The sequence below is a fragment of the Arthrobacter sp. genome (assembly GCF_031988865.1).
Classification (GTDB): Bacteria; Actinomycetota; Actinomycetes; order Actinomycetales; family Micrococcaceae; genus Arthrobacter_B.
Genome location: NZ_DALZXY010000004.1, coordinates 1 through 22,213 on the forward strand (window position 1 = coordinate 1; position 22,213 = coordinate 22,213).

A 22,213-nucleotide genomic window follows, 5' to 3' on the forward strand; every position below is an offset into this window, starting at 1 on the left:
GCGGACACCAGATGATGGCGTTGGCGGACGTGCGCCCGTTCATGGGCCAGGACGGCGGCGAGCTCCTCAGCGTCCAGCGCCTTCAGGGCAGCGTTGGAGAGCATGATGCCCCCGTGGCGGGCCGGGAATGAGAGCGCCAGGGGATGGTCGGCGTCGAGAACCGTCACCTCGTGGCCGAGCAGGCGGCACTGCTGCGCGCCGCGCCGCAGTGCCCGGGCTGCCTCGCGGGACCGTTGCGTGCGCCGGATCATCTGCGCCACCATTCCGGTGCCGAGGGCAAGCGTGAGGACGCCGGGCAGCACCAGCAGCAGGAGGGTCGGAACTTCCGTGGTGACGGCGCCGGCGGCGAACGGATTCGCGGCGGCCAGGCAGCGTTGGCAGGTTACTGCCGCGGGGCCGGAGATGAGCGCGGGCCCGGATAAGCCCCAGGCCAGTACGGGGCCGATCGCCAGCAGCGTGATGAGCCAGATGAGGGTGCTGCCAGCGACGACGGCGATTCCCAGCCGCGGAACACGCACCAGTGCGGGCGCTGCCCGGCGGAGCAGCCACGGCCCGGCAAATGCCAGGATGACCAGGCTGGCAGCCAGCAGCGCCGCTACCGTTCCGGGGGTCATTCCCGGGTCCCGCCGTCGCGGCTCTTGAGATAGTCCCGCAGCAGGTCCAGATCATCTTCGGGCATTGACTCCACGAACTGCAGAATCGAGGCAGCGCGGTTCCGGCTGGTCTGCAGCACCTGTTCCATCAGTTCGGCGGCGTGTTCATGCCGGCTTACCCGGGCAGCGTACCGGGTGGAGCGGTTCTGCCGGGTGATGGTGACCAGATGCTTGCGGTCCAGGTTGGTCAGCACGGTGGCGATTGTGGTGTAGGCAGGCTTGGAGGGCAATTCCTCTATCACTCCGCGGATGGTCGAGGGGCCGTGATCCCACAGCACATCCATCACCTGGGCTTCCAGGGCGCCCAGCCGCAGCAGGTCTCCCGGCTGGCTCCCGCTCATCGGAGAGCCGCCACCGGAGTGGCCCGGGCCGGGCCGCCGCCGGGCTGGCCCCTGGCAGAGGCCGCCGCCAGCAGGAATCCGCCGCCAGCTCTCGACCAGGCTGGGGCCGCCGTAGAAGTCATGGCCCAATACTGGCAGAACTCTACTACCCTGCATAGTTCTACTATCTGCCATAGTAGACGGGAGCCTGCCAAAGATCCTGAGGAGAATGCTGATGCCCGCAAGGTCCACACCTAAGTCCAAACGCAGCTGGAGTTCGTCGTGGCTGGTGCCGGTTGTGGTGCTCGCCGTGGCCGCCGCCGGCATAGCCGTCGTTTTTTCGCTGAACAGCGGGAGCGGCTCTGCGGGCGCTTCCGGCACCTCGACCGCGGGGCCGGACCAGGCGCAGGCGAACGGGCAGCCTGATCTCAGGATCGTAGAGCGCCGTGATGCGTCCGATGTGATGGCCGCTGGCCCAGCGGACGCTCCGGTAGCCATGGTGGTTTTTTCTGATTACCAGTGCCAGTTCTGTGCCCGGTTCAACGCCGAGACCCTGCCGTTGATGATGGAGTATGCCGATGCCGGAGACCTGCGGATCGAATGGCGTGACGTGAACGTGTTTGGCCCCGCCTCGGAGCGGGCAGCGCGGGCGTCCTACGCCGCCGGCCTGCAGGGCGCTTTCTGGGAGTACCACAACGGGCTGTTCAAGGGCGGGAAGCATCGCTCCGAAACGGATCTGAGCGAGCAGGCCCTCAACGGGCTGGCCACCGAACTCGGTCTGGACGCCGATAAGTTCGCTGCCGATCTGGGGGCGGAGGAGACCGCCCGGCAAATCGCGGCCAACCAGAAACTCGGACTCGAGCTCGGAGCCTACTCCACTCCGGTAATTATCCTGGGCGGACAGCCGATCGTCGGAGCGCAGCCTTCGCAGGTCTTCCACGACGCGTTTCAGGCCGCCCTCGCCGCCGCGAAGTAACCCAGGATGGACATTGGCCTGATCACCGCCATAACCGGCGGAGCGCTCGCGCTGCTGAGCCCGTGCGCGGCACTGTTGATGCCGGCGTTCTTCGCTTCCACCATCGGAGCAGGCCCCCGCCTGCTGCTGCACGGAGCCGTATTTTATCTTGGTCTGCTCTTCGTGCTGCTCCCGATCGGACTCGGTGCCGGCGCGCTGGGGGCACTGTTCGTTACCCACCGGCAGGCGATTGTGCTTATCGCGTCGCTGGTCCTGATCGTGCTGGGCGCGGTGCAGGCCCTTGGATTCGGGTTCGACGCCGCGCGCCTGCTGCCCGGGGCGGGAAGCCTGCACGCGAAGGCCGCGGCCAGGACCGGGCTCGCCAAAACCCTCCTGCTCGGTGCGGCCAGCGGGATAGCCGGGTTTTGCGCCGGCCCCATCCTCGGTGCCGTCCTCACCCTCGCCGCCGCCCGGGGGGACTCCCTGGCCGCCGCGGGACTGCTCGCTGCGTACGGCGCCGGCATGGTTGTGCCCCTGCTGCTGATCGCAGCTGCCTGGCGGCGGCTCGGGACGTGCATACCACCTCGCTGCTCACCGGGCTTTTGATGATCGGAGCCGGGGTGCTCTTCTGGACCACCAACGGCCTGGTCGGAGCCCCGGAGATCCTCCCGTCCGCGGCCCAGATATGGCTCCAGGAGCGCGCTGAGCTGCTGGCCAACCCGATCCTGGACGTCCTCGTCATCCTCGTCCTCACCGGGCTGTTCCTCGCGGTCTGGGTGAAGCGGCGACGTACGCAGCAGGACGAACGCGTGTAGCCCACCAGCCGCGATCTGGGTTTCGTCCGGGGCGCATTGGGCTGCGGGGGCTATCCGTGCCGCCCGCCGTTCTGCTTATGTGGCGGAGAAAGACGGCGAAAGGATCCCCCCATGCAGAAGATCATCATTCACGGGGCTGGCGGAGCGATCGGCGGTGCCGTGGCGGAGGAGTTCAGCCGCTCCGGCGCCGAGCTGTTCCTCGCCGGCCGCCACCTCGACGCCGTCAAGAAGACAGCTGAACGGATTCGCGCGGCAGGCGGGGGGCCCGCCCACGTGAGCGAGGTCGATGCCTATGACCAGCTGGCGGTTGAAGCACACGCCAAGGCCGTCGCTGAGGACGCGGGCGGGATCGATGTCATGCTCAATGCCGTGGCCATCCCGCTGGTGCAGGGACCTCCTCTGCTCGAAATGAGCGTGGACGACGTCGTCGCTCCGGCGGCGGCCTGGCTGCGCACCCAATTCATCACCGCGAGGGCTGCTGCCGCGCATATGGTGCCGCGCGGAAGCGGAACAATCCTGACGCTGTCCGCGTCACCCGCCCGGGTGCTGATCGCTGGCGTGGGCGGCTTTGCTGCGGCCTGCTCTGCAATTGAGGGACTCACCCGGACCATGGCCGCCGAGTTCGGGCCTGCCGGTGTGCGGGCCGTGTGCCTCCGTTCGCAGCGCATCCTCGAAACGATCGGCAGCACACCTGATTTGCCCATGCCGCTCGATGAATTCACCCGGTTCCTGGAATCCCTCACCACCACCGGGACACTTCCCACCCTCGGCGAAGTCGCAAAAGCCGCCGTTTTCCTGGCCCAGGGCGGAGCGGAAAGCCTGAACGGCTCCGTGCTCAACCTCACCGGCGGCATGAGTGCTGACTAAGGCCGGAAACAGGGCGGCCGGATGACGCACCGGTACGGCCTAAAACGACGACGACGACGACGGGTGGGCGGGATGGCGGCCGCTGCCTTCGCGCTCACGGCAGCAATCACCAGCACCGCCTGCACCCCAGATGAACCGCCCGCTCCGTCGTCGAGCCCCGCATCCCCGGAAACGGCCGCTTCCGGCGAGCCTGTCCCGGCAGGTCCCGGCGCTCCGGAAGTCATCACCACCGGACTGGACGCGCCCTGGGCAATCGCCTTCCACGAGGGCACGCCTCTCCTCACCGAGCGCGACTCCGCCCGCATCCTGGAACTCGACCTCCCGGCACTCAAGACCGGGGGCAACCCCCGAACCGTCGGCGTCATCGAGGGGGCTGCCGGGCAGGGAGAGGGTGGCCTCCTCGGGATCGCCGTGCAGGATGGCTTCCTCTACACCTACTTCACCTCCGAGGACGGCAACCGCATCGAGCGGCGGGAACTGCGCGGAAGCGCCGGATCGCTGGCACTGGGCCAGGCCGAGACGGTCCTGGACGGCATCAAGGCTGGACCCATCCACAACGGCGGACGCATCGCGTTCGGACCCGACGGCATGCTGTACGCCACCACGGGAGATGCCGGGGACCGGGACAGCGCCCAGGACAAGCAGTCCCTGTCCGGGAAGATCCTGCGGATGACGTCCGACGGCGGGGTGCCGGCGGACAACCCGTTCCCCGGCTCACTCGTCTACAGCTATGGGCACCGCAACCCGCAGGGAATTGCCTGGGACGCGGACGGCGTCTTTTACGCCAGCGAGTTTGGGCAGAACACCTGGGACGAACTCAATGTGATCGAAGCCGGCGGGAACTACGGCTGGCCCGAGGTGGAGGGCATCGCCGGAGAGGACGGGTACATTGACCCCGTCCAGCAGTGGACGCCCGCCGAGGCAAGTCCCAGCGGGATCGCCGTCGCGGGGGAATCCATCTTCATTGCGAACCTGCGCGGGGAACGGCTCCGGGAAGTACCGCTGCGCGCCCTCGGATCCTCCACGGAACACCTGGCGGGCGAGTACGGGCGCCTCCGCGATGCCGTAACGGCACCCGACGGCACCCTGTGGCTACTCACGAACAACACCGACGGCCGCGGGGATCCCGGCCCGGACGATGACCGGCTGCTGCGGCTTGAGGCCGGCTAGCCAGCAGGCGGCTTCAGGGGATCATGGCAGAGCCCCAGGGAGCCAGGGGTTTCGAACCAACAACGGACAGGGGTGCCCATGATCGACGTCGTTATCGCCGGAGCCGGGCCAACCGGGGTATTCCTTGCCAGCGAACTGCGGCTGCACGGCGTGGAGGTGCTGGTACTGGAGAAGGAGCCTAAACCCACTCAAGTGGTCCGGGCCCTGGGGCTGCACGCCCGCAGCATCGAGATTATGGATCAGCGCGGCCTGCTGGAGGAGTTCACCGCCGAAGGCACACAGTATCCGCTCAGCGGGTTTTTCGCGGGGATCAGCAAACCGCCGCCGGACCTCGATACCACCTATCCCTTCGTGCTGGGCATCCCGCAGCCCGCAACAGAGCGCCTGCTGGCCCGGCATGCCGCCAGCCTCGGCGTCGAGGTACGCCGGGGCCAGGCGATCACCGGCCTGCATCAGGACGACGTCGGGGTAACCCTTACGCTGGCAGGCGGCAAGGAGCTGCGCTCACGCTACGTGGTGGGATGCGACGGCGGCCGCAGTACGGTGCGCCGGCAGCTCGGTATCGGTTTCCCCGGGGACCCCAGTGGCCGGGAGTTCCTCATTGGCGAAGTTGAGCTGACGGCACCACCGGAGGAAGTGGCCGACGTCGTTGCCAGGGTCCGCGGGAAGCACCGCGACTTTGGTGCCGGGCCGGTGGGGAACGGGATCTACCGCGTTGTTGTGACCGCCGCCGAAGTCGCAGAAGACCGCGGTACCCCGCCGACCATGGAGGAACTGCAGGCACAGTTCCGCACTTACGCCGGTACCGACTTCGGGGCACATTCACCACGGTGGCTGTCCCGGTTCGGCGATGCCACCCGGCTCGCGGAGAGCTACCGGAAGGGGAGGGTGCTGCTCGCGGGCGACGCCGCGCACGTGCATCCGCCGTTCGGCGGGCAGGGCCTGAATCTCGGGATCCAGGACGCATTCAACCTGGGATGGAAGCTGGCCGCAACGGTCACCGGCTGGGCGCCGGAGGAGCTGCTGGACAGCTACTTCACCGAACGGCACCCCGTGGCCGCCGACGTCCTGGCTACCACCCGTGCACAGTCCGAACTGGCTTCTGCGGAGCCCGGACCGCAGGCGGTCCGCCGGCTGATCGCGGAGCTGATGGATTTCGACGACGTCAACCGGTACCTGATCGAGAAGATCACCGCGCTGAGCGTCCGCTATGACTTTGGCGCGGGGCACGAACTGCTTGGCCGGCGCCTGCGGGACATGCCGCTGGCCCACGGACGCCTCTATGAACATATGCACGGCGGACGGGGGATCCTGCTTGACCCGGAAGGACAGCACCTCGTGGCCGGCTGGGAGGACCGGGTGGACCACCTCGTCGACGGCTGCGATGACCTGGGCGTTCGGGCGGTCCTGCTTCGCCCGGATGGCCATGTCGCCTGGGTGGACGCAGGGCCCGCGGACGGCAACCGGAGGAGGGCGGGCCGGCAGGACCTCGCCGCAGCCCTGGGGAAGTGGTTTGGGGCGGACAGCCGGGCGCACTGAAAGTGGCCGGAGGGCGAAGAGTCAGCCGCCACCGCACTGGACGCTCTCATCCACGCGCTCGCAGATCCTACCCGCCGCCCCGAAATTAACAGACTAAATGGCTTCCAATACCGACCATATGGTCGGTAGTCTGTGGTTATGACCGGATCCGTTGCCTTACCTTCCCCTGCCGGCCCGCGCGAATGGGCTTCACTGGGTGTGCTGACGCTCGCTGTGATGCTGCTGGCAGTCGACGGCACAGTACTCGCGCTGGCGGTGCCGTCGCTGAGCGCTTCCCTGGAACCGACCGCCACACAGCTGCTCTGGATCGGGGACATTTACTCCTTTGCGCTGGCCGGGCTGCTGGTCACCATGGGCAACGTCGCCGACCGCATTGGCCGGAAGCGGCTTCTGCTGATCGGCTCATTGGGCTTCGGCATTGCCTCCGCACTGGCTGCCTTCGCCCCGACCCCAGAGGTCCTGATCGCAGCGCGGGCGCTGCTGGGCATCAGCGGAGCCACGATCATGCCCTCGACGCTTTCGATCATCCGGCACGTTTTCACCGTCCCGGCCGAGCGCACCCGCGCCATAGCCGTCTGGTCGCTCGGAGCCGGCGGCGGAGCAGCGCTTGGACCGCTGGTCGGCGGCGTCCTGCTGGAGAACTTCTGGTGGGGCTCCGTATTCCTCATCAACATTCCCGTGATGCTCCTGCTGCTGGTGTTCGGCGCTATCCTGCTGCCCGAGTCCCGGAACCCCGTCCCGGGCAAGCTGGACCTGGCATCCGCGGTCCTCTCCGTCGCGGCGATCGTGCCCGTGGTCTACGCCGTTAAACGGGCCTTCGGCCACGGAATCGACCCGGCGGGCATCGTGGCACTGCTGCTGGGTTTGGCAGCCGGCTGGGTCTTTATCCGCCGGCAGCGCCGGGTTCCGGAGCCGATGCTGGACCTTGAGCTGTTCCGCCGCCCGGCCTTCCGCGGTGCCGTTATTGCCGACGGCCTGGCGATTTTCGCCATGAGCGGCCTGTTGTTCTTTTTCTCCCAGTACCTTCAGCTGGTGCGCGGCTTCGGCCCGCTCCAGGCAGGACTTGCCGAACTGCCGGTCACGCTGGCGATGATGGCCGTGGTGTTTGTGGTCGGCCCTGTTGCGTCGCGGGCTGGAACCGGCCCGGCGATCGGCGGCGGACTGATCCTCGGGGCCGTGGGATTAGTGCTGCTCTCCGTGACCGAGGGGCTGCAGGGCTACGTGGGAATCGCCGTCGGACTGACGGTCATCGGGCTGGGCATCGGCCTGGCGATGACGCTCTCCACCGACGCGGTGGTTGCCTCCGCCCCGCGGGAACGCGCCGGGGCGGCGTCGTCGGTCTCGGAGACAGCCTATGAACTGGGTGTCGCCCTGGGCATCGCCGTGCTGGGGTCCGTCCTGACCGCCCTCTACCGGACGGGACTGCCGGATCTCTCCGCGCTGCCGGCAGACACCCGGGCTGCGGTCACGGACTCGCTGGCCTCAGGGCTCCAGGCCCTGCAGGGCGGCCCGGTCGAATACATCGCTGACGCCCAGCACGCTTTCACCGGAGCCATGCAGGTTACAGCGCTGGTGGCGGCAGCCATCCTGCTGGTCGCCGGCGTGGTTGCCTGGCGGGTCATCCCACGGGTCCTGGAAACCAACGACGGCGCCGGTATACCCGGTGAAGCGGGCCCGGCAGCGGGACCTGGAGCCGGTCCTGAACCGGAAGCCGCCCAGTGGGATGAGCGGCGATGACGGAACACGAAGGGAAACGGAACACCGAACGAACCCGGCGGGCCGTGCTGGATGCCGCGGTCACCGTCCTGGCGGAACGCGGGACCGCCGCGTCAGTGCAGCACATTGCCACGGCCGCCGGGCTGTCCAAGGGCGGGCTGCTGCACCATTTCCCGGACCGGGAGGCCCTGTTCTACGCGGTGGCGGAGGATCACCTGGAACGGTTCCGCGCACGGGTGCTGGAGCTGGTGGATCTGACCGAGAACCGGCCGGGCAAAGTGCTCCGCGCCTACGTGCGGGCGCTGTGCGGACTGGATGCCGGGCTGATGGCCGAATATGGGACGTTTGCCGGAATCTGGCCGGCGCTGGAGAAAATCCCCGGCGTCCAGGCACTCAGCGACCAGGACAACGACACCTGGTTCGCCATGTTCGAAAAGGACGGCCTGGACCCTGACCGCACCCTGGTTGTCCGGTATGCCGTTGAAGGCTTGGCCGTCGCTCACTCCTACGACGCGAACGTGTCAGCCCAGGTACTGGCCCGGGCCCGAAAAGTGCTGCTCGAGCTGGCTGACGCCCAGCCGGACTAGCGCCGCGAACCGGCGTCGTGCCGAGGTCCAAGAGGATCGGTGGCGCACCCGAGACTTCGTGGCCGCGCATGGGGCAGCTGCCACGGGCGCACGGATACGGGGGCGCGGGGGACTCCAATGCCGCAGCCCCTGTCCAGTGGCGGGCCTTCGTGTGATCGTGTGGGGATGACTACCATCACGCGTCTGCGTCCCGAAGGACTCGTTTTCAGCCCGGCCTTCAGCCATGTGGCTGTTGTTCCGCCGGGCGCAACCACGATCTACGTGGGAGGCCAGAACGCAGTTGATGCGGACGGCTCCCTCCTCGGCAGCGGTGACGCTGCCGCCCAGTCCAGGCACGCCCTGGCAAACGTGAAAACGGCGCTCGCCGCAGCCGGGGCCGGCCTGGCCGACGTCGTGCAGTGGACCGTTCTTTTTGTTGAAGGTGCAGACGTCGCCGCCGGCTACGCCGCGATCGCACCGGAGCTGGCGTCCGATGAACCCGCCCTCGTGACTTCGGCCCTTGTCTCGGGGCTGGGTGTACCGGGCGCGCTGGTGGAGATCGGTGCAGTGGCAGCGCTGATCCGCTGAAGGGGGTACTTTCGTCTGCATGGCGAAGATCAGCTATGCGGAGTACGAACGGCGCTGTGCACTCCTCATCGGCACGTTGCGGGGCAGGGTCCTGGAAATCGGTGCCGGGACGGGTGGAAACCTGGGGCTGCTGGCTTCAGAAGCGGAGTGGATCGGGTTGGAACCGGATCCCGGACGCCGGCAGGAACTCGACACGGCAGCGGCGTCACGCGGCCGCCCCGCCGCGCTGGCCAACCCGGCGGAAGACACCGGACTTGCGTCCGGCAGCGTCGACGCCGTCCTGGCCACGAAGGTGCTGTGCTCCGTGGCGGACCCTGCCGCAGTCCTCGCCGAAGTCCTCCGGGTGCTGAAACCCGGTGGCCGGGCTGTCTTCGCTGAACATGTGGCTGCCCCGGAAGGCAGTTTCAAGCGCGGCCTGCAGCGGGCAGTTTCGCCGTTCAGTGCCCGGTGGGATCACGGCTGCCGCTGGGACCGCGATTCCGCCGTCCTGCTGGCCGAGGCCGGATTTCGCGGACGGATGGAGAGCCTGAACGTGAGTCAGGGCATTCTGCCCTCCGTTCCGGTGATCCTTTTCGACGGTACGGCTGCCGGGTAGGTGGGCGCTGCGGACCCGGCGGTCTTCACCCTTATCCGGGTATGCGGTCTCAGCACAGCTCGGGGCCGGGAAATCTCCTGTGCCCTGCGGGGCCTCTAGCAGGTAGGCTAAGACAGCCGGTAAGGCACGAACGGTAAGCGAGTGAAATCAGGCCAGCCGCAAACTATGCGGGATGGCCGGTTCTTTTTGGGGAGGAATACCATGGCGGGCGAGGACTATAACGCCGCACGAGCGGACGATCAGCGTGGATACAGTGCGGAGGACACCACTTCGATCAGCCTTCCGCCGGTCTCCGGAGACACGTCGGTTGAGCCTAAGCTCAGCGTCGACGAGCGCGCCGCAGTTGCCGCCCTTCCCGCAGGCTCCGCCCTGCTCATCGCGCACTCCGGCCCGAACGCCGGCGCACGGTTCCTTCTTGACCAGGACGTCACCACGGCAGGACGCCACCCGAACGCGGACGTTTTCCTGGACGATGTCACCGTCTCACGCAAGCACGTTGAATTCCGGCGCAGCGGCGAGGGTTTCCGGGTGGTTGACTCCATGAGCCTAAACGGGACGTACGTGAACAACGACCGCGTGGACAGCCTGCTGCTCCGCACCGGCAGCGAAGTCCAGATCGGCAAGTTCCGGCTCACCTTTTACGCTGCACGTCCGGCTGCCGGCACGGCCTAAAGGCGGGAATCGGATGCCAGGACCAGAGGCTGCGCGGCGCGCTGCCGGCTCGGCCGCGGAGCGCGCGCGCCCGCGCATACTCAACATCGGCCAGGTCCTCGCCGACCTGAGCGGCGAGTTCCCCGGGATCAGCGCTTCCAAGATCCGTTTCCTCGAGGAGAAGGGACTGGTGGCACCGCAACGCACAGCCGCGGGCTACCGGAAGTACTCCACCCAGGACGTTGAACGGCTGCGGTTTGTCCTGGCGCTGCAGCGCGACCAATACCTGCCCCTGAAGGTCATCAAGGATTACCTTGACGCGATCGACAGAGGAGAACGCCCTGATTCCCTTCCCGGCGGAATCACCCTGGCACCACGGGCAGTTTCCGAGCAGCTGGCAGAGGAACTTGCCGCCCGCACTCGGGCCCGGCTCTTCACCTTCGACGAACTGGTTGCCGAATCCGGTGCCACTGCCGAGCTGGTCCGAAGCCTCATCAGTTTCGGCCTTATCACCGCACCCGCCCAGCAGTATGATGAACACGCCCTGAAAGTTGCCAAGGCCTGTACCCAGCTGGAAGCCCACGGCATCGAACCCCGCCACCTTAGGCCCTTCCGTGCCGCTGCGGACCGGGAACTGGGACTGGTGGAGCGGGTCATTGCTCCAGTTGCCTCACGCAGGGATGTCGCCTCGAAGGCACGGGCCGCTGAAACAGCGCGGGAGATCAGCGATCTTTGCCTGAACCTGCACAGTGCCCTGGTCAACGGCCAAATAGCCCGGATGGAGAGCTGAAGCCGATGCAGGAAGTTGAAGTTGTAGGCGTGCGGATCGAGCTGCCGTCCAACCAGCCGCTGGTGCTCCTCAAGGAACTTGAGGGGGAGCGCCATCTGCCCATCTGGATTGGGGCGCCGGAAGCCAGTGCCATTGCCTTTGTGCAGCAGGGGATCGTTCCCCCGCGTCCCATGACGCACGACCTGCTGGTCACCGTCATTAAGTCCCTGAAGCATCTCGTCACCGAAGTCCGACTGGTCTCGGTGGAAGACACCGTCTTCCACGCGGAGCTGGTGTTCGACGACGGCACCCGGGTCTCTTCCCGCGCCTCCGACGCGATCGCCGTCGCCCTGCGGGTTCCGTGCCCTATTTTCTGCACTGACAACGTCCTGGATGAGGCCGGCGTGCGGATCACGGAAACCGAGGCGGACGAGGATGAGGACGAGAAGGAGAACGCCGAGCAGGAACTCCGCCAGTTCCGGGAGTTCCTCGCGGACGTTGAGCCGGAGGACTTCGAGCGCTGAGCGGCTCGACACGCCTGCAGAAAAAGAGGCCGCATCTTTGACCTTGGGCGCACACGGATCTAACGTCGAAGCATAGAGTCCCCATTGCGCTAAAGGGTCATCAGGCAGACACTTAGACAGGGTTGGCGCGGACCGGTTTTGACACCGGGTCCAGCGAAATCCAGTCAGGGTGTCAACCAGCGAAACGCTGGAATTTTTATCCCGATGATCTGTGGCAGCTGCCGACTTAACGGGGACCGTTACGAGGAGGAACAGTGAGTCCGAAAGGCGATGCCGGCGAACACCGCGCCGTTGCACCCGGGAAGGCATTGCCGGCCAGTGCCCAGGGACTGCTGTTCACCGAGGATCTGCCGGTCCTGGATGAGGACGCCGGCTACCGCGGCCCCACAGCCTGCAAGGCGGCAGGCATCACCTACCGCCAGCTGGACTACTGGGCACGCACCGGACTGGTGGAACCCGCCGTCCGTGGTGCTTCCGGCTCGGGCACCCAGCGTCTCTACAGCTTCCGCGACATCCTTGTCCTGAAAGTAGTCAAGCGGCTCCTGGACACCGGTGTTTCCCTGCAGCAGATCCGGACCGCCGTCGAGCACCTGCGGGAGCGCGGCGTGGAAGACCTGGCCCAGATCACGCTGATGAGCGACGGTGCCAGTGTCTATGAATGCACCTCCGCGGACGAGGTCATCGATCTGGTCCAGGGTGGTCAGGGCGTCTTCGGCATCGCCGTCGGACGGGTCTGGCGCGAGGTGGAAGGAAGCCTGGCCCAGCTGCCGAGCGAGCACGTGGACGAACATTCCTACGCCGAGGACGAACTCAGCCGCCGCCGGGCTGCACGCAAAATCAGCTAGCCTTTTCCGGGAAGTAGCCACTCCCTCCAGGAATGAGCCAGCTCCTGACGACTGGCAAAACAACTTCAGCTTAGCCAAAGAGGCCGCCTCCAGATGGAGGCGGCCTCTTTGATGTGTCTGGGGCACGCGAGGGCCGGCGGCGGGCCGGGAGGGCCTTAGCTGGCCGGGCGGCGCATCACCCGGTTGCGGACGCTGCCGGTCTGCACCAGGTTCTTCAGCAGGGCATCGAAGGATCCCGCGGCCTGTTTGGCCGATTCACCGGGCCAGTGGTGCACGGAATGCGCCGCGCCCTGGATCTGCTGCCAGTTCGCCTGCTCGGCGATGTTCGGCTCCAGCAGGAGGTCGCCGAACATCTGCTTCATTTCAGCCAGGCGGAAGGTGTGCTCACTGGACGTTGACCGGACCCGGTTGGCCACGATGCCTGCCGGTGCCAGATTCGGGGCGAACTCCTGCCGGAACAGGTCCAGGGCCCGCATGGTCCGTTCGGTGCCTGCCACGGAGAACAGGCCGGGTTCGGCCACCAGGAGTACCCGGTTGCTGGCAGTCCACGCGATCCGGGTCAGGCCGTTAAGGGACGGCGGGCAGTCGATGAGCACCAAGCCGTAGCCGCTGACCTTGGCCAGCAGGGTGGAGAGGCGCTTCAGGTCCCGCTTGCCGAGGTCCGGCCGGTCGTAGATGCCGGAGAAGGCCGAGCCCATTGCGACGTCGAGGACGGGCTGGCGGGAGGCATCCTGTCCCTGCAGCTTCCGTGCTGTCGCGGTCCAGCCGCTGGAGACCACGTTGGCTGCCAGATCCGCCTTGCGCGCACTGCGGAGCATGTCGCCGATACCCAGATGGTCGCCGGCCGAGACAGCCAGGCCGGTGGTGGCATCGGCATGTGGATCCAGGTCCACTACGAGGGTAGGAATTCCGGCAGCCAGTGCGGCTGAGGCCAGGCCCAGCGTCACAGAGGTTTTGCCGACGCCGCCTTTCAAGCTGCTGATGCTCACTACTTGCACTTGTTGAACCAATACCTAACGTGTCGAGGATCACGGGCGCCGGGTCCGTGCCGGGGAACCACAATCATTCTATGTGACGCGTACCGACAAGCCGGGCAGGCTCGAGTTTGCACATCTGTGCCTGGCACTGAAATATGTTTGATGTGATGTGTCTCACCAGTTCTTGCTGTTTCCAGCTGGTGAACTGAGACTGAAAGCTGATGGCCTGGACCGGTTCCATCCACCCGCAACCATGCAGGAGTGCAATGTTCTCGAAGATTCTGGTAGCCAACCGCGGGGAAATCGCGATCCGGGCCTTCCGCGCGGCCTATGAGCTCGGTGCCAAGACCGTTGCGGTGTTCCCGTACGAGGATCGCAACTCATTTCACCGGCAGAAGGCCGATGAGGCCTATCTGATCGGAACCGAAGGCCATCCGGTCCGGGCCTACCTGGACGTGGATGAGATCATTCGCGTGGCACGCGAGGCCGGCTGCGACGCGATCTACCCGGGCTACGGTTTCCTCTCCGAGAACCCGCAGCTGGCCCGCGCCGCCAAGGAAGCAGGGATCACCTTCATTGGTCCGGCCGCGGACATCCTGGAACTGGCCGGACATAAGGTCCACGCCCTGAACGCCGCCCGCGAGGCCGGGATCCCCGTCCTGCGCTCCACGGCACCAAGTGCAGACGCGGACGAACTGCTGGCCAAGGCCGAGGACATAGGCTTCCCCATCTTCGTGAAGGCCGTCGCCGGCGGCGGCGGCCGCGGGATGCGGCGGGTGGATACCGCCAAGGACCTCCCAGAGGCGCTGAATGCTGCCATGCGGGAGGCCGACACCGCTTTCGGCGATCCTACGGTCTTCCTGGAGCAGGCGGTGCTGCGTCCGCGCCACATCGAGGTGCAGATCCTGGCCGACAATGACGGCAACGTCATCCACCTCTTCGAACGGGACTGCTCGCTGCAGCGCCGCCACCAGAAGGTCATCGAGATTGCGCCGGCGCCGAACCTGGACGAGGAGATCCGGCAGGCCCTCTACCGGGACGCGGTGACCTTCGCCAAGTCACTCAAGTACGTCAACGCCGGAACCGTCGAGTTCCTGGTGGATACCATCGGCGAACGCGCGGGCCAGCACGTATTCATCGAAATGAACCCCCGTATCCAGGTGGAGCACACAGTCACCGAGGAAATTACCGACGTCGACCTGGTCCAGGCGCAGATGCGGATCGCCGCAGGGGAGAACCTGGCAGACCTGGGCCTGGTCCAGGACGAGCTCCAGATCCGCGGCGCGGCACTGCAGTGCCGCATCACCACCGAGGACCCGGCCAACGGGTTCCGGCCCGACGTCGGGAAGATCAGCGCCTACCGCTCCGCCGGCGGTGCCGGTGTCCGGCTCGACGGCGGCACCGTCTACGCCGGGGCGGAGATCAGCCCGCACTTTGACTCGATGCTCGTTAAGCTCACCTGCCGCGGACGGGACTATCCCGCAGCGGTCAACCGTGCCCGCCGGGCCCTGGCGGAGTTCCGGATCCGCGGCGTATCGAGCAATATTTCCTTCCTCCAGGCGGTGCTTGACGATCCCGACTTCGTTGCCGGCGACGTCGCGACCTCCTTCATCGAAGAACGCCCGGAACTGCTGAACGCCCGCGGCCCGGCCGACCGCGGCACCAAGCTGCTGAACTGGCTCGCCGATGTCACCGTGCACAAACCTCACGGAGAGCTGCCGGCACAGATCGACCCGCGCCAGAAACTGCCCGCGGACCTGCCCGACCCGCGCCCCGGCTCCCGCCAGCGGCTGCAGGAACTGGGACCGGAGAAGTTCGCCGCGGAACTTCGCGCCCAGCAGGCCCTGGCCGTCACTGACACAACGTTCCGCGACGCCCATCAGTCCCTGCTGGCCACCCGGGTCCGTACCCGCGACCTGGTGGGGGCGGCACCCGCTGTCGCCGCCCTGACTCCGGAGCTGCTGTCCGTGGAGGCCTGGGGCGGGGCGACCTACGACGTCGCGCTCCGGTTCCTAGGCGAGGATCCGTGGGAGCGGCTGGACGCGCTGCGCCAGGCCCTGCCCAACATCTGCATCCAGATGCTGCTGCGCGGACGGAACACTGTCGGCTACACGCCGTATCCCACGGAAGTGGCCGACGCGTTCATCGAGGAAGCGGCGGCAGCCGGCGTGGACATTTTCCGGATCTTCGACGCACTGAACGACGTAAGCCAGATGGCTCCGGCCATTGACGCGGTGCGCCGCACCGGCACCGCGGTCGCCGAAGTGGCCCTCTGCTACACCGCGGACATGCTTGACCCCAAGGAAACCCTCTACACGCTGGACTACTACCTGGACCTGGCCCAGAAGATGGTCGATGCCGGGGCCCACATCCTGGCGATCAAGGACATGGCGGGCCTGCTCCGTCCGGCCGCCGCCGCGAAGCTGGTGGCAGCCCTCCGGGAACGGTTCGATCTTCCGGTCCACCTGCACACGCACGACACCGCAGGCGGGCAGCTGGCCACCCTCCTGGCCGCGGCTGAGGCCGGAGTGGACGCGGTGGATGTCGCCAGCGCCACCCTGGCCGGAACCACCAGCCAGCCGTCGGCGTCGTCCCTGGTGGCCGCTTTGGCCAACACCGAACGCGACACCGGGCTCAGCCTGGAAGCCGTCAGCGCGATGGAACCGTACTGGGAAGCGGTGCGCCGCGTATATGCCCCGTTTGAGTCCGGCCTGGCCGGTCCCACCGGGCGGGTGTACCGGCACGAGATTCCCGGCGGCCAGCTCTCCAACCTGCGCCAGCAGGCGATCGCCCTGGGCCTGGGGGAGCGGTTCGAGGCCATTGAAGATATGTACACGGCCGCGGATAGGATCCTTGGCCGCCTGGTCAAGGTCACTCCGTCCTCGAAGGTCGTCGGCGACCTTGCCCTCCAACTTGTTGGAAGCAACGTCTCGCCGGACGATTTCGAAGAGAACCCGCAGAACTACGACATCCCGGATTCCGTCATCGGCTTCCTCAGCGGAGAGCTGGGGGATCCCCCCGGCGGCTGGCCCGAGCCCTTCCGCACCAAGGCACTGCAGGGACGCAAACCCAAGCCGCGGCTGGTGGAGCTCACCGAGGATGACGCGCAGGGACTCGGAGGGGATTCCGCAACCCGCCGCGCTACTTTGAACCGGCTGCTCTTCGCCGGTCCTGCCCGCGAATTCGCCACGATGCGCGAAACCTACGGTGACGTCTCCGTCCTGGACACCCGCGACTACCTCTACGGCCTGCGTCCGGGGGTGGAGCACATCGTGGAACTGGAAAAGGGCGTGCGCCTGATCGCCACCCTCGAAGCGGTGTCCGAGCCCGATGAAAAGGGCATGCGCACGGTCATGACAACCCTGAATGGGCAGATGCGTCCGGTGATGGTGCGGGACCGCAGTGTGGAAAGCAGCGCCAAGGCAGCCGAGCGCGCCGATCCGGCGCAGCCCGGCCACGTCGCGGCTCCCTTCGCGGGCGCGGTGACCCTGACCGTTGAGGAGGGGGCGGAGGTCGACGCCGGAGAAACGGTCGCCACGATCGAGGCTATGAAGATGGAGGCTTCGATCACGGCACCGGTGGCCGGAACCGTCAAGCGGCTCGCCGTCGGCGGCGTGCAGCAGGTAGACGGCGGCGACCTGCTCGTGGTGATCGAGCCCAGCTAAGGGATTCAGGCCCGGAGCCGCGCGCCGATAGACTGGAGGGGTGACTCATTACGACCTCGCCATTATCGGCTCCGGCTCCGGCAACTCCCTGATCACCCCGGAATGGGACGGGCGGAAAGTCGCCGTCATTGACGGTGGAACGTTCGGTGGAACCTGCCTGAACGTCGGCTGCATTCCCACCAAGATGTTCGTCTATCCCGCACAGCTGGCCGCCGCCCCGGCGGAAGCCGGGCGCCTGGGTGTGGACCAGAACCTTGAGGGCGTGCGGTGGCGGGACATCCGCGACCGCATCTTCGGGCGGATTGACGCCATCTCCGAAGGCGGGCGGCGCTACCGGGACGAGGAACTGGAAAACGTCACCCTCTACAGCGAGTACGTCCGGTTCACCGGCTCCCACAGTCTGGAGACGGCCTCGGGTGCGGAGATCACGGCCGACCAGATTGTGATCGCCGCCGGATCCCGGCCGGTCCTTCCCGACATTCCCGGCATCACCCTGCCGCAGGTCCACACCTCCGATACCGTGATGCGCGTGGATGACCTGCCTGAGCGGATCCTGATCCTGGGCGGAGGCTACATCGCCGCCGAATTCGGCTTCGTCTTCTCTGCCTTCGGTTCGCAGGTGACCATGGCGGTCCGCTCCGGTGCACTGCTCCGTTCACAGGACGAAACCGTCTCAGAACGTTTCACAGCGGCCGCCGCTGAGCAGTGGGATGTCCGCCTGAACCACACGGTCGACTCGCTGGCGGAGAATACCGACGGCTCAGTCCGTGCCGTTCTCTCCGGTCCCGCCGGTTCCACCGAAATCGACGTCGACCTGGTCCTTGTGGCCACCGGCCGCGTACCGAACACCGACCGCCTGGACTTTGCGGCCGCCGGCTTCGACCTGGAGGACGACGGCCGTGCCGCCGTCGACGAGTACCAGCGGGTCCTCAGCGGAGGGCAGCCGGTCTCCGGTATCTGGGCGCTGGGAGACGTGAGCGGCGAGCATCAGCTCAAGCACGTAGCGAACCACGAGGCTCGGGTGGTCAGCCACAACCTGCTGCATCCCGAGGACCTGCAGGCCGCATCGCACCGCTTTGTGCCCGCGGCAGTATTCAGCCATCCGCAGGTGGCCTCCGTGGGCCTTACCGAGGCGCAGGCGCGGGACCACGCCGCCCAGCACGGCATGGATCTGGCAGTGGCCGTCCAGGACTACGGCTCGACGGCGTACGGCTGGGCCATGGAGGACAGCACGGGCTTCGTGAAGCTCCTGGCGGACCGTTCCACCGGGCAGCTGCTCGGCGCGCACATCATGGGCCATGAGGCATCCATGCTGGTGCAGCCGCTGGTCCAGGCAATGGCCTTTGGCCTGGATGCGCACAGCATGGCCCGCGGCCAGTACTGGATCCACCCGGCCCTGACAGAGGTCGTGGAAAACGCCCTGCTCTCCCTGGACACCAAGCCGCAGCCGTAAGCAGCACCCACACCGCGTCAGTTCACACCGAACTGCACCACCGGTAAACGAAGCAGGGCCCCGGATATTCTCCGGGGCCCTGCTTCGTTTTGTGTTTTCCGGCGGTTAGACCCGCTGGCCTGAGTAGATTTCCTCGACCACGGCGGAGAAGTCCTTGAGCACCTGGGCGCGCTTGATCTTCATGGACGGCGTCAGGTGCCCGCTGGCCTCAGTGAAGTCAGTGGTAACCACACGGAAGACCTTGATGGCCTCAGCCTTGGAGACTGCCTGGTTGGCGGTGTCCACCAGTGTCTGCAGTTCAGCCTGCAGCTGCGGGGTCTGCGAGGCCTCGGCCACGGTGGTCCCGGCCGGAAGGCTGTGCCGTTCCAGCCAGCCCGGCAGCGCCTCTTCGTCGAGGGTGATCAGCGCCGAGATGAACGGCCGCTGGTCACCGACCACCACGCACTGCGAGACGATCGCGTCGGCCCGGATGGAGTCTTCCAGCAGGGCGGGAATAACGTTCTTGCCGCTGGCGGTGACAATGATTTCCTTCTTGCGGCCGGTGATCTTCAGGAAACCGTCGGAGTCGAGCTGGCCGATATCCCCGGTGCGGAACCAGCCGTCCACGAAGTTCTCCTCGGTGAGGTCAGGGCGCTTGTAATAGCCCTTCATCACGCTGACGCCCTTCGTCAGGATTTCGCCGTCGTCGGCAATCCGAACCGCGTTGCCCGGCAGCGGTGCGCCGACGGTGCCGATCTTGATCAGCTTGGGTGTGCTGACACTGATCGGCGCAGTGGTCTCGGTGAGCCCGTAGCCCTCCAGGACCATGACCCCGATTCCGTTGAAGAAGTGGCCCAGCCGGTCACCCAGCGGCGCACCGCCGGAAACGGCGTACTGGACGCGTCCGCCCATGGCAGTGCGGATCTTGGAGAAGAGCAGTTTGTCGAACAGGGCGTGCCGCAGTTTCAAGCCGAGCGGGATCTTGCCCTGCTCCTTGGCCTTTGACCATTCGATCGCGGTCTTGGCACCGGCATGGAAGATCTTTCCCTTGCCGCCGTCCTCGGCCTTGAGCATGGAGGAGTTGTAGACCTTCTCAAAGACACGGGGCACAACGAGGAGGAAGGAGGGTTTGTAGCTCTGCAGATCCGGGAGGAGACTCTTGACGTCGGGGGTGTGGGCCACGGTGGCTCCGGCGGCAACGGCCAGCACGGAAATGAACCGGGCGAACACGTGGGCCAGCGGCAGGAACATAATCGTCTGCGCACCCTCCTTGGCCACTTCGGGCAGCGCCGCCAGGGAATTGCGGGACAGCTCAACAAAGTTGCTGTGCATCAGCTCGCAGCCCTTGGGCTTACCCGTGGTGCCCGAGGTGTAGATGATCGTGGCAATGTCCTTCAGGTTCGCCAGCGAACGCCGTGCCTCGAGCTCCTCATCGGTGACCGCCGTGCCTGCCTCGCGGAGCTGGTCCAGTCCACCGCCATCCATCTGCCAGACAGAAGACACCCTCGAGAGGTCTTCATCGGCTGCCGCCTGCCGAACCACGTTTTCGTGCCGTGCAGCTTCGACGATCACGGCATTGGCTTCGGAGTCGCCGAGGATCCAGGCGACCTGTGCGGGAGAGGAAGTCTCGTACACGGGTACGGATACTGCTCCGGCAAACCAAATCGCAAAGTCGACCAGGGTCCATTCATAGCGGGTGCGGGCCATGATGCCGACACGGTCGCCGGCACCGATACCGGAGGCCATCAGGCCCTTGGCAATCCGGGAGACATCTGCCAGGAATTCGGTGGCGCTGATGTTTGTCCATGAATCCCCGGTCGAGCGCACGGCAAAAAGAGCCGGATTGGACGGCTTCGCAGCCTGTTCCAGCAGCAGGTCCGTTGTGTTCGTTTCCGGGGAGGACTCCACCAGGACAGGGACGCTGTATTCGCGCACGATAGCTCCTTCGATATCATTTCGGACGGCGGGATGATCCCCACCCTATAACTTAGATCACATTTTCGTACTCGCTGGTAACTTTCGAAAGCATAACGCTTGACGGCAACGGGACCGTACGTTGCCCTGCCGCCTAGAATTGGTTCTTGATGCCTCCAGTAAATCCAGCTTCCGTTCCTCTTTCCCCCGCTGCCCGGTGGTCCCGCCGCGCGGATCCTTTCCGCCCCCGGCGCCCGGTACGGCTGTCCAGTCCGATGCGGAGGCGAGGCCTGGCCATTGGCATCGATATTGGTGGGACGAAAGTCGCGGCTGGGCTGGTCGACTCCAGCGGGCGCGTGCTGGCGGAGGTCCGCCGCTCCACTCCCGGGCAGAACCCGAGGGAGGTCGAAGCAGTCATCGTCGACCTTGTCCGCGAACTGTCGGCCGAAAAACACGTCTGGTCCGTGGGGATCGGCGCCGCCGGCTGGATGGACCTGGCCGGCAGCACCGTCCTCTTCAGTCCGCACCTGGCCTGGCGGAACGAACCGCTGCAGGCAAACCTCGAACGGCTGCTCAAGCGGCGGGTCTACCTGGCCAACGACGCCGACGGCGCGGCCTGGGCGGAATGGCGCTTTGGTGCCGGGGCGGGGGAGAGCCGGCTGGTCTGTATCACCCTGGGGACCGGTATCGGCGGTGCCATGATTATGGACGGACGGCTTGAACGCGGCCGTTTCGGTGTGGCCGGTGAGTTCGGGCACCAGATCATCATGCCGCAGGGGAGGCGCTGCGAATGCGGCAACCGCGGGTGCTGGGAACAGTATGCGTCCGGCAACGCCCTCGGCCGGGAGGCTCGGGAACTCGCAGCGGCCAATTCGCCGGTTGCCCAGGAACTGCTGCGCAGCGTGGACGGGCGGATCCCGGACATCACCGGCGCCGTCGTGACCCGCCTGGCGCTGGACGGGGACCGGACCGCCGTCGAACTCCTTGGCGAAGTGGGCGAGTGGCTGGGCCTGGGGCTCGCCAACCTCGCGGCAGCCCTGGACCCCGGCATGTTCGTGATTGGCGGCGGTCTCAGCGACGCCGGAGACCTGCTGCTGGAACCAACCCGCCGGTCCTTCTCCCGGAACCTCACCGGCCGGGGGTTCCGGCCCGAAGCCAGGATCGAGAAGGCGGCACTGGGCCCGGCTGCCGGAATGATCGGCGCGGCGGATCTTTCCCGGGTCGCCGCCCGGCGCTAGGAGCCTTGGGCTGCGGCTAGACCGCAGCGCCGTCGTCGTCCTCATCCCGGTGCTGCGGCAGTCGGAACAGCAAATAGCCGGAGGACGCAACGAACAGGGCAACGACGCCCAGCACCACTGTCAGCGGAGCGCTGCGCCAGAACATGGCGAACAGCAGGAGCAGCAGTGGGCCTCCAGCGGCACCGAGCCAGGCGAGGATGACCAGGGGCTCACCGCTGCCCAGCGGCGGCGGTTCCTCGGGAACGAAACTGCCGTCGGACTCGTCCTCCGGCGGGCTGTAGTCGCGGGGCCCGGTTTCCGCGCCGGCGCCGGCATCACGGAGCAGGGGCTGGTTCTCGAAGATGGCCCGCGTCCGCTCGGCAGGCGATTTCTGCTCAGGCGGTGTGGTGGGATCGCCCGGGATGCTGGCGGCGG

22 protein-coding genes are annotated in these 22,213 nt (G+C 66.8%); 17 read left to right on the forward strand and 5 right to left on the reverse strand.

Going from position 1 to position 22,213, the window contains the following annotated elements; genetic code table 11:
• Positions 1 to 614 (reverse strand): M48 family metalloprotease (locus RTN46_RS01315; protein ID WP_312178622.1); only part of this gene is annotated, 614 nt, incomplete at its 3' end.
• A complete protein-coding gene (locus RTN46_RS01320) occupies positions 611 to 994 on the reverse strand; it encodes a BlaI/MecI/CopY family transcriptional regulator (protein WP_312178623.1) in 384 nt (127 codons plus the stop codon). The genes RTN46_RS01315 and RTN46_RS01320, both read right to left, overlap by 4 nt.
• Before the next feature lie 214 nt (positions 995 to 1,208).
• On the opposite strand from RTN46_RS01320, the gene RTN46_RS01325 reads away from it, so the two are divergent.
• The 14 genes from RTN46_RS01325 to RTN46_RS01390 all read left to right on the forward strand — a co-directional run bounded on the left by RTN46_RS01325 (position 1,209) and on the right by RTN46_RS01390 (position 12,573).
• Positions 1,209 to 1,949 carry a thioredoxin domain-containing protein gene (locus RTN46_RS01325; protein ID WP_312178624.1) on the forward strand — a complete coding sequence of 247 codons (741 nt, stop codon included), beginning with the start codon at positions 1,209 to 1,211 and terminating at the stop codon, positions 1,947 to 1,949.
• Between the two features lie 6 nt (positions 1,950 to 1,955).
• Positions 1,956 to 2,534 carry a cytochrome c biogenesis protein CcdA gene (locus RTN46_RS01330; RefSeq protein WP_312178625.1) on the forward strand — a complete coding sequence of 193 codons (579 nt, stop codon included), beginning with the start codon at positions 1,956 to 1,958 and terminating at the stop codon, positions 2,532 to 2,534.
• On the forward strand, positions 2,501 to 2,743 hold the full coding sequence (locus tag RTN46_RS01335; RefSeq protein ID WP_312178626.1) for a hypothetical protein: 243 nt from the start codon (positions 2,501 to 2,503) through the stop codon (positions 2,741 to 2,743). Before RTN46_RS01330 ends, RTN46_RS01335 begins: the two co-directional genes overlap by 34 nt.
• A 111-nt stretch (positions 2,744 to 2,854) precedes the next feature.
• Complete coding sequence (locus RTN46_RS01340) at positions 2,855 to 3,610, forward strand: SDR family oxidoreductase (RefSeq protein ID WP_312178627.1); 756 nt, start codon at positions 2,855 to 2,857, stop codon at positions 3,608 to 3,610.
• A 21-nt stretch (positions 3,611 to 3,631) separates the two neighbouring features.
• Positions 3,632 to 4,780, forward strand: coding sequence for a PQQ-dependent sugar dehydrogenase (locus tag RTN46_RS01345; RefSeq protein WP_312178628.1), 1,149 nt, complete (start codon positions 3,632 to 3,634; stop codon positions 4,778 to 4,780).
• Positions 4,781 to 4,858: 78 nt separating this feature from the next.
• The gene (locus RTN46_RS01350; RefSeq protein WP_312178629.1) at positions 4,859 to 6,319 is read left to right on the forward strand and encodes an FAD-dependent monooxygenase; all 1,461 of its coding nucleotides are present in this window, start codon (positions 4,859 to 4,861) and stop codon (positions 6,317 to 6,319) included.
• Positions 6,320 to 6,457: 138 nt separating this feature from the next.
• Positions 6,458 to 8,056: an MFS transporter gene (locus RTN46_RS01355; RefSeq protein ID WP_312178630.1), complete on the forward strand. Its 1,599-nt coding sequence runs from the start codon at positions 6,458 to 6,460 to the stop codon at positions 8,054 to 8,056.
• Positions 8,053 to 8,622 (forward strand): TetR/AcrR family transcriptional regulator, encoded by a 570-nt coding sequence (locus RTN46_RS01360; protein WP_312178631.1) that lies wholly within the window; start codon positions 8,053 to 8,055, stop codon positions 8,620 to 8,622. The genes RTN46_RS01355 and RTN46_RS01360 overlap by 4 nt, the downstream gene beginning before the upstream one ends.
• 165 nt (positions 8,623 to 8,787) lie before the next feature.
• Positions 8,788 to 9,189 carry a Rid family hydrolase gene (locus tag RTN46_RS01365; RefSeq protein ID WP_312178632.1) on the forward strand — a complete coding sequence of 134 codons (402 nt, stop codon included), beginning with the start codon at positions 8,788 to 8,790 and terminating at the stop codon, positions 9,187 to 9,189.
• A 19-nt stretch (positions 9,190 to 9,208) separates the two neighbouring features.
• Positions 9,209 to 9,784: a class I SAM-dependent methyltransferase gene (locus RTN46_RS01370; RefSeq protein WP_312178633.1), complete on the forward strand. Its 576-nt coding sequence runs from the start codon at positions 9,209 to 9,211 to the stop codon at positions 9,782 to 9,784.
• Between the two features lie 201 nt (positions 9,785 to 9,985).
• Positions 9,986 to 10,456 carry an FHA domain-containing protein gene (locus RTN46_RS01375; protein WP_312178634.1) on the forward strand — a complete coding sequence of 157 codons (471 nt, stop codon included), beginning with the start codon at positions 9,986 to 9,988 and terminating at the stop codon, positions 10,454 to 10,456.
• Between the two features lie 13 nt (positions 10,457 to 10,469).
• Positions 10,470 to 11,225 carry a MerR family transcriptional regulator gene (locus tag RTN46_RS01380; protein WP_312178635.1) on the forward strand — a complete coding sequence of 252 codons (756 nt, stop codon included), beginning with the start codon at positions 10,470 to 10,472 and terminating at the stop codon, positions 11,223 to 11,225.
• A 5-nt stretch (positions 11,226 to 11,230) separates the two neighbouring features.
• A complete protein-coding gene (locus tag RTN46_RS01385; RefSeq protein ID WP_312178636.1) occupies positions 11,231 to 11,728 on the forward strand; it encodes a bifunctional nuclease family protein in 498 nt (165 codons plus the stop codon).
• Positions 11,729 to 11,982: 254 nt separating this feature from the next.
• The gene (locus tag RTN46_RS01390) at positions 11,983 to 12,573 is read left to right on the forward strand and encodes a MerR family transcriptional regulator (protein ID WP_312178637.1); all 591 of its coding nucleotides are present in this window, start codon (positions 11,983 to 11,985) and stop codon (positions 12,571 to 12,573) included.
• 155 nt (positions 12,574 to 12,728) lie between these two features.
• Here the strand turns inward: RTN46_RS01390 and RTN46_RS01395 are convergent, their stop codons facing one another.
• Entirely contained in the window at positions 12,729 to 13,571 is an 843-nt protein-coding gene (locus RTN46_RS01395) for a ParA family protein (protein WP_312178638.1), read from the reverse strand.
• 245 nt (positions 13,572 to 13,816) lie between these two features.
• Here RTN46_RS01395 and RTN46_RS01400 point away from each other — a divergent pair, with 245 nt between their 5' ends.
• On the forward strand, positions 13,817 to 17,215 hold the full coding sequence (locus RTN46_RS01400) for a pyruvate carboxylase (RefSeq protein WP_312178639.1): 3,399 nt from the start codon (positions 13,817 to 13,819) through the stop codon (positions 17,213 to 17,215).
• Positions 17,216 to 17,255: 40 nt separating this feature from the next.
• Positions 17,256 to 18,668 carry a mycothione reductase gene (locus RTN46_RS01405; RefSeq protein WP_312178640.1) on the forward strand — a complete coding sequence of 471 codons (1,413 nt, stop codon included), beginning with the start codon at positions 17,256 to 17,258 and terminating at the stop codon, positions 18,666 to 18,668.
• A gap of 105 nt (positions 18,669 to 18,773) precedes the next feature.
• Here the strand turns inward: RTN46_RS01405 and RTN46_RS01410 are convergent, their stop codons facing one another.
• Positions 18,774 to 20,582: an AMP-dependent synthetase/ligase gene (locus RTN46_RS01410; protein ID WP_312178641.1), complete on the reverse strand. Its 1,809-nt coding sequence runs from the start codon at positions 20,580 to 20,582 to the stop codon at positions 18,774 to 18,776.
• Positions 20,583 to 20,731: 149 nt separating this feature from the next.
• On the opposite strand from RTN46_RS01410, the gene RTN46_RS01415 reads away from it, so the two are divergent.
• A complete protein-coding gene (locus tag RTN46_RS01415) occupies positions 20,732 to 21,799 on the forward strand; it encodes an ROK family glucokinase (RefSeq protein ID WP_396157158.1) in 1,068 nt (355 codons plus the stop codon).
• Between the two features lie 16 nt (positions 21,800 to 21,815).
• On the opposite strand, the gene RTN46_RS01420 is transcribed toward RTN46_RS01415, so the two are convergent.
• The coding region (locus tag RTN46_RS01420; protein WP_312178643.1) for a hypothetical protein at positions 21,816 to 22,213 on the reverse strand (398 nt) is incomplete at its 5' end.

Excerpts from the sequence above, each read along its gene's own strand:
- RTN46_RS01320 (WP_312178623.1), bottom strand. The coding sequence starts at position 994 with ATGAGCGGGAGCCAGCCGGGAGACCTGCTGCGGCTGGGCGCCCTGGAA.
- RTN46_RS01325 (WP_312178624.1), top strand. The coding sequence starts at position 1,209 with ATGCCCGCAAGGTCCACACCTAAGTCCAAACGCAGCTGGAGTTCGTCG.
- RTN46_RS01330 (WP_312178625.1), top strand. The coding sequence starts at position 1,956 with ATGGACATTGGCCTGATCACCGCCATAACCGGCGGAGCGCTCGCGCTG.
- RTN46_RS01340 (WP_312178627.1), top strand. The coding sequence starts at position 2,855 with ATGCAGAAGATCATCATTCACGGGGCTGGCGGAGCGATCGGCGGTGCC.
- RTN46_RS01345 (WP_312178628.1), top strand. The coding sequence starts at position 3,632 with ATGACGCACCGGTACGGCCTAAAACGACGACGACGACGACGGGTGGGC.
- RTN46_RS01350 (WP_312178629.1), top strand. The coding sequence starts at position 4,859 with ATGATCGACGTCGTTATCGCCGGAGCCGGGCCAACCGGGGTATTCCTT.
- RTN46_RS01355 (WP_312178630.1), top strand. The coding sequence starts at position 6,458 with ATGACCGGATCCGTTGCCTTACCTTCCCCTGCCGGCCCGCGCGAATGG.
- RTN46_RS01360 (WP_312178631.1), top strand. The coding sequence starts at position 8,053 with ATGACGGAACACGAAGGGAAACGGAACACCGAACGAACCCGGCGGGCC.
- RTN46_RS01365 (WP_312178632.1), top strand. The coding sequence starts at position 8,788 with ATGACTACCATCACGCGTCTGCGTCCCGAAGGACTCGTTTTCAGCCCG.
- RTN46_RS01370 (WP_312178633.1), top strand. The coding sequence starts at position 9,209 with ATGGCGAAGATCAGCTATGCGGAGTACGAACGGCGCTGTGCACTCCTC.
- RTN46_RS01375 (WP_312178634.1), top strand. The coding sequence starts at position 9,986 with ATGGCGGGCGAGGACTATAACGCCGCACGAGCGGACGATCAGCGTGGA.
- RTN46_RS01380 (WP_312178635.1), top strand. The coding sequence starts at position 10,470 with ATGCCAGGACCAGAGGCTGCGCGGCGCGCTGCCGGCTCGGCCGCGGAG.
- RTN46_RS01385 (WP_312178636.1), top strand. The coding sequence starts at position 11,231 with ATGCAGGAAGTTGAAGTTGTAGGCGTGCGGATCGAGCTGCCGTCCAAC.
- RTN46_RS01400 (WP_312178639.1), top strand. The coding sequence starts at position 13,817 with ATGTTCTCGAAGATTCTGGTAGCCAACCGCGGGGAAATCGCGATCCGG.
- RTN46_RS01415 (WP_396157158.1), top strand. The coding sequence starts at position 20,732 with ATGCCTCCAGTAAATCCAGCTTCCGTTCCTCTTTCCCCCGCTGCCCGG.